Origin of the sequence: Sphingomonas segetis, from assembly GCF_009720245.1 — a bacterium.
Classification (GTDB): Bacteria; Pseudomonadota; Alphaproteobacteria; order Sphingomonadales; family Sphingomonadaceae; genus Sphingomicrobium; species Sphingomicrobium segetis.
This window is the reverse complement of record NZ_WJSQ01000131.1, coordinates 1-7,810: the sequence shown is the minus strand read 5'-3', so window position 1 is coordinate 7,810 and position 7,810 is coordinate 1. Positions and strand designations below refer to the sequence as shown.

The following is a 7,810-nucleotide window of genomic DNA, read 5'->3' as shown; positions in this document are numbered from 1 at the left end:
GTCGCCGCGCTCGGGCTCGGCGCCCTGCTGGTCGGCGCCCCCGCCGCGTCGAAAGCTCCGCAGGCGGCCCAGCCGGCGTTGTGGCAGGTCTCCGACGCCGACACCACGATCTACCTGTTCGGCACCATCCACCTGCTCCCCGAGCAATTTCAATGGCGCACGGCCAGGTTCGACCAGGCCGTCCAGAACTCGCACCAGCTGGTGGTCGAAACGATCGTCGATGAAAAGGATCCCGGCAGGATGATGTCGGCAATGGCAAGCCTGGCGTTCAACGCACCCAACCTCCCGCCGCTGATGATGCGTGTGCCGCCCGAGAAGCGCGCCGCACTTGCCGCGGCGGTCAAGAAGAGCGGCTTCCCTCCGCAGGCGTTCGACCGGATGGAGACCTGGGCGGCGGCGTTCATCCTGCTCGGAAACCAGTACCGCGAGATGAATCTCAAGAGCGCTGAAGGCGTCGAAGCGGTGCTCCGCGGGACCTTCAAGAGCCAAGGCAAGTCGGTCGGCGAGCTCGAGACGAACCTTCAGCAATTCGGCTTTTTCGATCGGTTGCCCGAAAAAGCGCAGCAAGCGCTGCTCGTCGGCGCACTCGATGAGTCCAACGCGGCGGACGAGGAATTTGCAGGCATGCTCAAGGCGTGGGCGAGCGGCGACGTGAAGGCGATCGCGCGCACCTTCGACCACGATCTCGCGGACTCGCCCGATCTTGCGCAAGCGCTGATCCATCAGCGCAACGCGAACTGGAGCCGCTGGATCGAGCAGCGGATGACACAGCCGGGCGCGGTGATGATCGCGGTCGGAGCGGGGCATCTCGCAGGCAAGGATTCGGTGATCGCGATGCTTCAGCGCCACGGATATCGCGTCCGCCGCGTCCAATAACCGACTCCTGTCGCCTGAATTGCCTCCATCCATCGGGAAAAGTTCACGTTTTGCGGATTTCGCTAGACATTTTTTAACAAGTCGGTGACCATCATTCCATTGTATCGGGCTGGGGGGTCTGATGCGCGAAGTTGATGGAAAGCGGGGGCTTTTCCGCTGCCGGTGAGCCGCGCTGCCATCGCTTCCGCTGACTGCTCCGCCAGTGCCGTCCACCTCGGGGAGGGCGTTGGATGGTCAATCTGCTTGCCGCTGCTGCGCTGGCCGCCGCGACGCCCGTCACGGGCCCTTCGGCGCTGCCCGAACCGGCAATGTTCGTCGTGCGCGACGCCGACACGACCGTCTTCATCTTCGGCACCTTCCATGCGCTAGACGGCGATCCACAGTGGTTTGGTCAAGACGTGCGCGACGCGTTCGAGCAATCCGATGAACTGGTGCTCGAAACGCTGATCCCGGAAGGTCCAGGGCCGATCATCACCGGAAGGCGCGGGCTGCCGATCCGTCCTCCGTCGGTGACTCCTTCGGCGTCGTTCCTCGCAACGACTCGCATGGCAATCAACGCCGGCGAAGCCCAGGGTATGCAGGTCAACAACGGCGCCGACATGGTGCTGCGGCACGCTGCCGAGTCGGCAGGGAAGCCGGTCCAAGGACTCGAAACGATCGAGTTTCAGCTCAACATGTTCAACAGCATGCCCGCGGCAATGCCCGCCTCGGCACCCGCGCGGAAGGTCGGCCAGCCAATCGGCGAGCCGCCGATGAAGAGCCTGTCGAACGCAATGGCCGAGATGCAGTCCGCATGGAAGCGCGGCGACCAGACCGTGTTCGTGCGGATGCTCGGCCAGCTCGAAGCGGGGTCGCCCGACACCTACCGGATGATGTTCACCGACCGAAACGCACGCTGGGCGGACTGGATCGCCGCACGGATGCAGATCCCCGGAACGGTGTTCGTGGCCGTCGGTGCCGGCCACCTCGCCGGCAAGGACAGCGTCCTCGTCCGCCTCGCCGAGAAAGGCCTCGAGTCCCAGCGCGTCGACTGACGGATCCTCGGCGCGCTATCCGAAACCTTGCTTTTCCAAAGGGGCTCGCTTAGGGGCGCCCTTCCCGGCCATGGTCATCCCTGGAGGCGTGGCGCGGGGTTTTTAGCAATCGGAGTATAGCCAAATGAGCGAACAGCTGACGCTGCCCGCCGAGGCGCGCGACCGGGCTGGCAAGGGAGCCTCCCGAGCACTGCGCCGCGAAGGCCGGGTGCCCGCCGTGATTTACGGCGAAAAGAAGGAAGCCCTCTCGATCCATGTCGAAGAGAAGCTTTTGAGCAAGATACTTTCGACCGGATTCTTCATGAACTCGGTCGTGATGGTCGACATCGGCGGCAAGCCTCAGCGGACGTTGCCGAAGGCGGTCGACTTCCACCCGGTCACCAGCCGGCCGATCCACGTGGATTTCCTTCGCATCGGCGAGCACACGCAGGTCAGTGTCAACGTGCCGGTGCGCTTCGTCGACGAGGAAGCGGCGCCGGGTCTCAAGCGCGGCGGCGTGCTCAACGTCGTCCGCCACGAGCTCGAGCTCATCTGCGACGCCGCGCGCCTGCCGGATGAAATCGTGGTTTCGCTCGCCGGCCTCGAGATCGGAGATGCAATCCACATTTCCAACGTCGACTTACCCGAGGGCTCGAAGCCCGTGATCGATGACCGCGACTTCACCGTTGCGACCGTGGTCGCTCCATCGGCGATGAAGGCCGAAGAGGAAGAGGCGGCGCCGGCCGGCGAGGTCCCGACCGTCGAGGAAGGCGAAGCGGCAGAGGGCAACGAAGCCGAAGGCGAGAGCGCGGAGTAACGCTCTTCACGCCCAGGTTCGGGAACCGCTCGCCCGACTTGGGCGGGCGGTTTCTTTTTGCCCTCGGCTCACGCTAGTGGACACCGATGCAACTCTGGGTCGGTCTTGGTAACCCTGGCGGACAATATTCGCTGCATCGGCACAACGTCGGCTTCATGGCCGCCGACGCCATTGCCGAAGGGCACGGCTTCGGCCCGTGGCAGAAGAAGTTCCGCAGTCTGGTTTCCGAAGGGCGGCTCGGCCGCAACCGCATCCTGCTGATCAAGCCGCAGACCTTCATGAACGACAGCGGCGATGCGGTTCAGCAGGCGCTTCGCTTTTACAAGCTCGACGTCGACGCGCTCACCGTCTTCCACGACGAGCTCGATCTCGCCCCCTTCAAGGTGAAGGTGCGGGTCGGCGGCGGACTCGCCGGCCACAACGGCCTGCGTTCGATCGATGCCGCGCTCGGCCCCGAGTTCCGGCGCGTACGCATCGGGATCGGTCACCCGGGCCCCGGCCGAAAGGACCTCGTCACGCCGCACGTGCTCGGCAATTATGCGAAGGCGGAGATGGAGCCCCTGTCGGACCTGCTAGCGGCGATCGCGTCCGAAGCCGAATGGCTGGCCGACGGCGACGACACGCGCTTCATGAGCGAGGTGGCGCTGAGGTTGCAGCAAGCGGAATGACCGCCTCGACCTGCATGCCGACCGGCCACTGCGCTTCAGCAAGCATGTCCCTGAACCGCGGATCGTCCCGCAAATTGTCGAGATTGGGGTCGTTCGCGGCGAGGCGGATGATGTTCGCACCCGCGTGGGTCATCACCGGGGCGCAGTATTTCGATCGCCGTTTCATCCGTCCGCGCATACGAGACGAAGACATCCGACATTCCAGCCCTTCCGCCTTCGATATCAGGACTCTACGAACAAGTCATGCCGCGCCGCCTCTTCGCTACGCCTCTCTACGAAGCGGAACTGGCCGCAGAGCAGCTGCTCGCAGAGCTCGCGCACTCCATCCGCAGCCTGGCCGAAGATGACGCGGCGGGCCGACGTTGGAGCCGGGAGCACCATTATGCCGGCTACACCAGCTATGCATCGCTGAACGATTTGCCGAAACGCGACCCTGCATTCGCTGACCTCGCCAGGATGCTTGGACGGCACGCTGTCACGTTCGCGGACGAATGCGCGTTCGAGCTCGCGCGCAAGCCGCGCCTCGACAGCATCTGGGTCAACCTGCTGAAGGCTTCCGGCCGTCACGCCGGCCACATTCACCCGCACAGCATCATTTCGGGCACGCTCTACGTAGAGGTACCGAAGGGCTCGGGCGCGATTCGCTTCGAGGACCCGCGGCAGCCGCTGATGATGGCCGCGCCGCAGCGGGCGAAGCATGCGCCCGAAGAGCTGCAGCCCTTCGTCGCCGTCGAGCCCCGCCCCGGCCTGCTACTGATGTGGGAGAGCTGGCTGCGTCACGAGGTGGTCCCCGGTACCGGCCGCGGAGAGCGCCTCAGCGTCTCCTTCAACTTCGCCTGAGCACGCGCCGCCCAAGCCAGGCGAGGCCGGCGACGGCCAGGCAGTCGACGATGATCTTGAACCACAGATCGGCCGGCGCTGCACCTTGGAAGGCAATGAAGCTCACCGCCATGGAGCCGCACAGCGAACCGGCGACGAGCGCATAGTCGTGCCGTTTGCTCCAGCGTGCGTCGGCAGCCCAGCGCGGCACCACAGCCAATATTACGCAAACGACCAGCATTGCCGCGGCAACCGCTGCCAACGGCGGGAACCGTGGCGCGATGCCGAAGGCGAGGACCACGAGACCGAACCACAACACGGCCCAGACCGCGCCAAGGAGCGCGGGCAGCAGCGGAGGCGGAGCGGCCAACGTGCGCAAAGGAGGCCGGGGCGGGAAGCGCACGGCTGCCAGGATCAGCGAGAGGATCACGGCCAGTGCCGCGGCGACCCACGGCAGCGGAGGGGAGAATGGCGGCTGGTGAAACACCTGGGTCCGCGCGATCTGTGTCCAGGTGAACCAGGCGAAACAACAGCCGACGAAGAATAAACCGCCAGTCACCACCGCGCCCGCCCGGCTCAGCCACGGCTCGCGGCGGCGCAGCGGGAATATCATTTCCACAGTCAGTGTCGGGAGGAGAACGACCCAGACGCTCTCGTAAACAAGCGCCCAGAGGGCATAGACATAGTTGAGGTCGCAGGCTCGCGCCCAGGTCTCACCCTTCAAGCGGATGACGAGCGGGGCGAGTGACGTCTGCTGGATCAGGAATTCCTCTGCGACAGCGAGCACGAGTCCGAGCAGCAGCAGCGACCACCAGCCGAGCCCGAGCTTCCTCACCAGGGCGCGCGCCATGACCGCTCCCCCGCCCCACACGGCCAATTCGATCGGGAACACGAAGAGCGCCGAAAATCGGGTCGCGCCGGGCAGGACTTCGGCAAAGGTCGGAGCAAGGAATGCGAGCAGCAGCGCCGGAGCCGCCCGTGCGAGTCGCCCTTGCTGCGCCGCCCCGTCCATGCCTCACCTGCGAGTCGTTGCTTCACATCAAAGTATCTTAGCTGTAAGATAAACTCAAATGGCCAAAACAGGGTTCAACTCCCTTCACCGCGAGCTCGCGACCGCGATCGTCGCGTTTCAGGATGCCGTCGCGCGTCGGGCTGGCATGACGGCCGCGGAGCGCAAGTGTGCCGGGGCCCTCGCGGAACTTGGAAGCGCAACGCCCAAGCAGCTGGCCGAAAGCACCGGCCTTAGCACCGGCGCAATTACCGGCATCGTCGACCGGCTCGAGCGGGCCGGCTTCGCCTCGCGCGAGCCCAATCCCGATGATCGGCGCAGCATCATTGTCCGCGCAAGGGATTCCACTCGCCTGGCACGCCTCACGGCGCCGGCGTTCGACTCGCTAACGGCTGCCATGGGCGAGCTCGACGCGCGCTACGCGCCGCGGGAGCGTGCCCTGATCCTGCAGCACCTGCGGGACACGATCGCTGTCCTGCGCGAACAAACCGCGAAGCTCGGTGCGCGCGAGAGCTGAGCATCGCCGAAACGCGATGCTCAACCCATTCGACTGACGCAGGTCACTCCGCCGGGACCGCAGCGGCTCCCTGGGACTCCGCAACTTCGCCGCGCGGGCGGCGCAGCTTCATCAGGAAGTCCCAGCTCATGATCAGCGCACCGACCGAGAAGACGATGTCGCCGGGCATGCGCATCCACTGCCAGAACAAGGTCGTATTGTAGAACGCCTGGCTGCGTGCCCATGCGAAGCCGTGCTCGTAGACCGCGTCGAGCTGCGGCCAGCCGATGGGGAAAAAGTGGAGGAAAATCCACATCAGCAGCGCGATGTTGTAGCACCAGAAGGCAATCTTGCCCGGGCGCTCGTCGAACACGGCGTCGGGGCCGGCGCGATAGCGCAGGCAGAAATAGATCAGGCCGAGCGCAAGCAAGCCGAACGCGCCGAACAGCGACGTGTGGGCGTGGTTGAGCGTCAGGAAGGTGCCGTGCTCGTAATAATTGACCAGCGGCGCATTGAGCGTCCCGCCGCCGAACACGCCAGCGCCGACGAAATTCCAGAACGCCGAGCCGAGGATGAACAGATATGCGAGGCTGTAATCGAACGATGCGCCCGCGCCCTTGATCAGCCGGTGCTGCGAAATCGCCTCGAGGATCAGAAGCACCAGCGGAAGCACCTCGATGAACGAGAACATCGTTCCCAGCGGAACCCACAGGCTCGGCCCGCCTCCCCAATAGAGGTGGTGGCCGGTACCGAGCACGCCGCCGAGGAAGATCAGGATCAACTCGAGGTACACCGACCGCTCGGCGAGCTTGCGCGACACCAGGCCGAGCGACATCAGCAAATAGGCGCTCATCGCCACCGCGAAGAACTCGAACGATTGCTCGACCCACAAATGGACCACCCACCAGCGCCAGAAATCGGTGATGGTGAAGCTCTTCTCGATCCCGGTCAGCGGGATCATCCCGAAGGCATAGAGCACGGCGACGTTGATGGTCGCCGCCCAGATCAGATGCTCGAGACGGATTTTGCCCGTCCAGAACTGCTTGGTCGCCGTGACCAGCGTGTCGCGGGTCGGCCACAGCGCGCGGAACATAAGGCCGCTCCACGTCAACAGCGCTACGAAGAACAGGATCTGCCAGAAGCGACCGAGCTGAATGTAGGACAGGCCCTGGTTACCAAACCAAAACCAGCCTTTGTCGATCACTCCCTGGATGCCGAGGTAATTTCCGACCAACGCGGCGGTGACGACGAACAGCGACACCCAAAACAGGATGTCGACCAGCAGCCCCTGCCCCTTGGCTTCGCGGCCGCCGGCGATCGCCGGGGCGAGGAACAGGCCGCTCGCGATCCAGCCGAGCCCGATCCAGATGATCGGCGCCTGGAGGTGAAAGCTGCGCAAGAAGTTGAACGGCAGGATGTAGTTGAGCTGCACCCCATAGAAATATTCGCGCTCGTAATAGGAGTGCGCCATGATCGCCCCGGCGCCTTGCGACGCAAGGAACACCAACGCGACCACGAGGAAATATTTGCCGCACTTCCTCTGGCTTGGAGTGAGGGCCCGGTAGACGGCCAGGCCGCGCTCACGCGGGGCGTCGTCGGTCTCGTCGATATAGGCGCGGTACAGCCACAGAACGAAACCGAACGCGAAGAAGGTGAAGCAGAAGCTGATCCAGGTCCAGCGGAAGGTGTTGGTCGTCGGCGTGTTCCCGACCGACGGCTCGAACGGCCAGTTTTCGGTCCACGAGGTAGTCGGGTTGTTTGGCCGCCGCGCCACGGTGGTGATCGCCGAGTAGATGATGAAATCCGCGGTTTGCAGGCGCAGCGCCGGATCGAGGCTCTTGGCCGGAACCCATCCGGCCGAAAGGTTCACAGTATTGAGCTTGGTCGCCAGCTCGGCTTGCACGCCGCGGACCGCCTGGGCGACCGCGTCGGGAAGCACGACCGTCGGTTGCGTCAGGTCGATGCCCTGGAGCTGCTTTTGCATCGTCGCCGTGATCGCCGCGTCGTCGAGCGCGGCCCCGGTCGAGGCGGGCGCCGGGGTCGTCGCCACCGGCGGGGTTCCGGCGGGGCCGGTGTCAGCCAGAGACTTGTTCCCGGGCGACTTGGTCGCTG

General features: G+C 64.9%; 8 protein-coding genes. 6 read left to right on the top strand and 2 right to left on the bottom strand.

Translation table 11 applies throughout. The features are described from left to right. From GH737_RS11505 to GH737_RS11480, 5 genes are all read left to right on the top strand, one after another. Nucleotides 1-876, top strand: an 876-nt coding sequence (locus GH737_RS11505) for a TraB/GumN family protein (protein ID WP_155264951.1), incomplete at its 5' end; no start/stop codon positions are given. A 230-nt stretch (nucleotides 877-1,106) separates the two neighbouring features. Continuing rightward, nucleotides 1,107-1,910 (top strand): TraB/GumN family protein, encoded by an 804-nt coding sequence (locus GH737_RS11500; protein WP_155264950.1) that lies wholly within the window; start codon nucleotides 1,107-1,109, stop codon nucleotides 1,908-1,910. A gap of 124 nt (nucleotides 1,911-2,034) precedes the next feature. Continuing rightward, nucleotides 2,035-2,706, top strand: coding sequence for a 50S ribosomal protein L25/general stress protein Ctc (locus GH737_RS11495; protein WP_155264949.1), 672 nt, complete (start codon nucleotides 2,035-2,037; stop codon nucleotides 2,704-2,706). A gap of 86 nt (nucleotides 2,707-2,792) precedes the next feature. Continuing rightward, on the top strand, nucleotides 2,793-3,374 hold the full coding sequence (gene pth / locus GH737_RS11490) for an aminoacyl-tRNA hydrolase (protein ID WP_155264948.1): 582 nt from the start codon (nucleotides 2,793-2,795) through the stop codon (nucleotides 3,372-3,374). A gap of 243 nt (nucleotides 3,375-3,617) precedes the next feature. Continuing rightward, nucleotides 3,618-4,214 carry a TIGR02466 family protein gene (locus GH737_RS11480; protein ID WP_155264946.1) on the top strand — a complete coding sequence of 199 codons (597 nt, stop codon included), beginning with the start codon at nucleotides 3,618-3,620 and terminating at the stop codon, nucleotides 4,212-4,214. Here GH737_RS11480 and GH737_RS11475 read toward each other — a convergent pair. After that, entirely contained in the window at nucleotides 4,201-5,205 is a 1,005-nt protein-coding gene (locus GH737_RS11475; protein ID WP_155264945.1) for a hypothetical protein, read from the bottom strand. The genes GH737_RS11480 and GH737_RS11475 overlap by 14 nt on opposite strands. A gap of 58 nt (nucleotides 5,206-5,263) precedes the next feature. Here GH737_RS11475 and GH737_RS11470 point away from each other — a divergent pair, with 58 nt between their 5' ends. After that, nucleotides 5,264-5,719: a MarR family winged helix-turn-helix transcriptional regulator gene (locus GH737_RS11470; protein WP_155264944.1), complete on the top strand. Its 456-nt coding sequence runs from the start codon at nucleotides 5,264-5,266 to the stop codon at nucleotides 5,717-5,719. A gap of 43 nt (nucleotides 5,720-5,762) precedes the next feature. Here GH737_RS11470 and GH737_RS11465 read toward each other — a convergent pair. Further along, on the bottom strand, nucleotides 5,763-7,810 hold a 2,048-nt coding region (locus tag GH737_RS11465), incomplete at its 5' end, for a cbb3-type cytochrome c oxidase subunit I (RefSeq protein WP_155264943.1).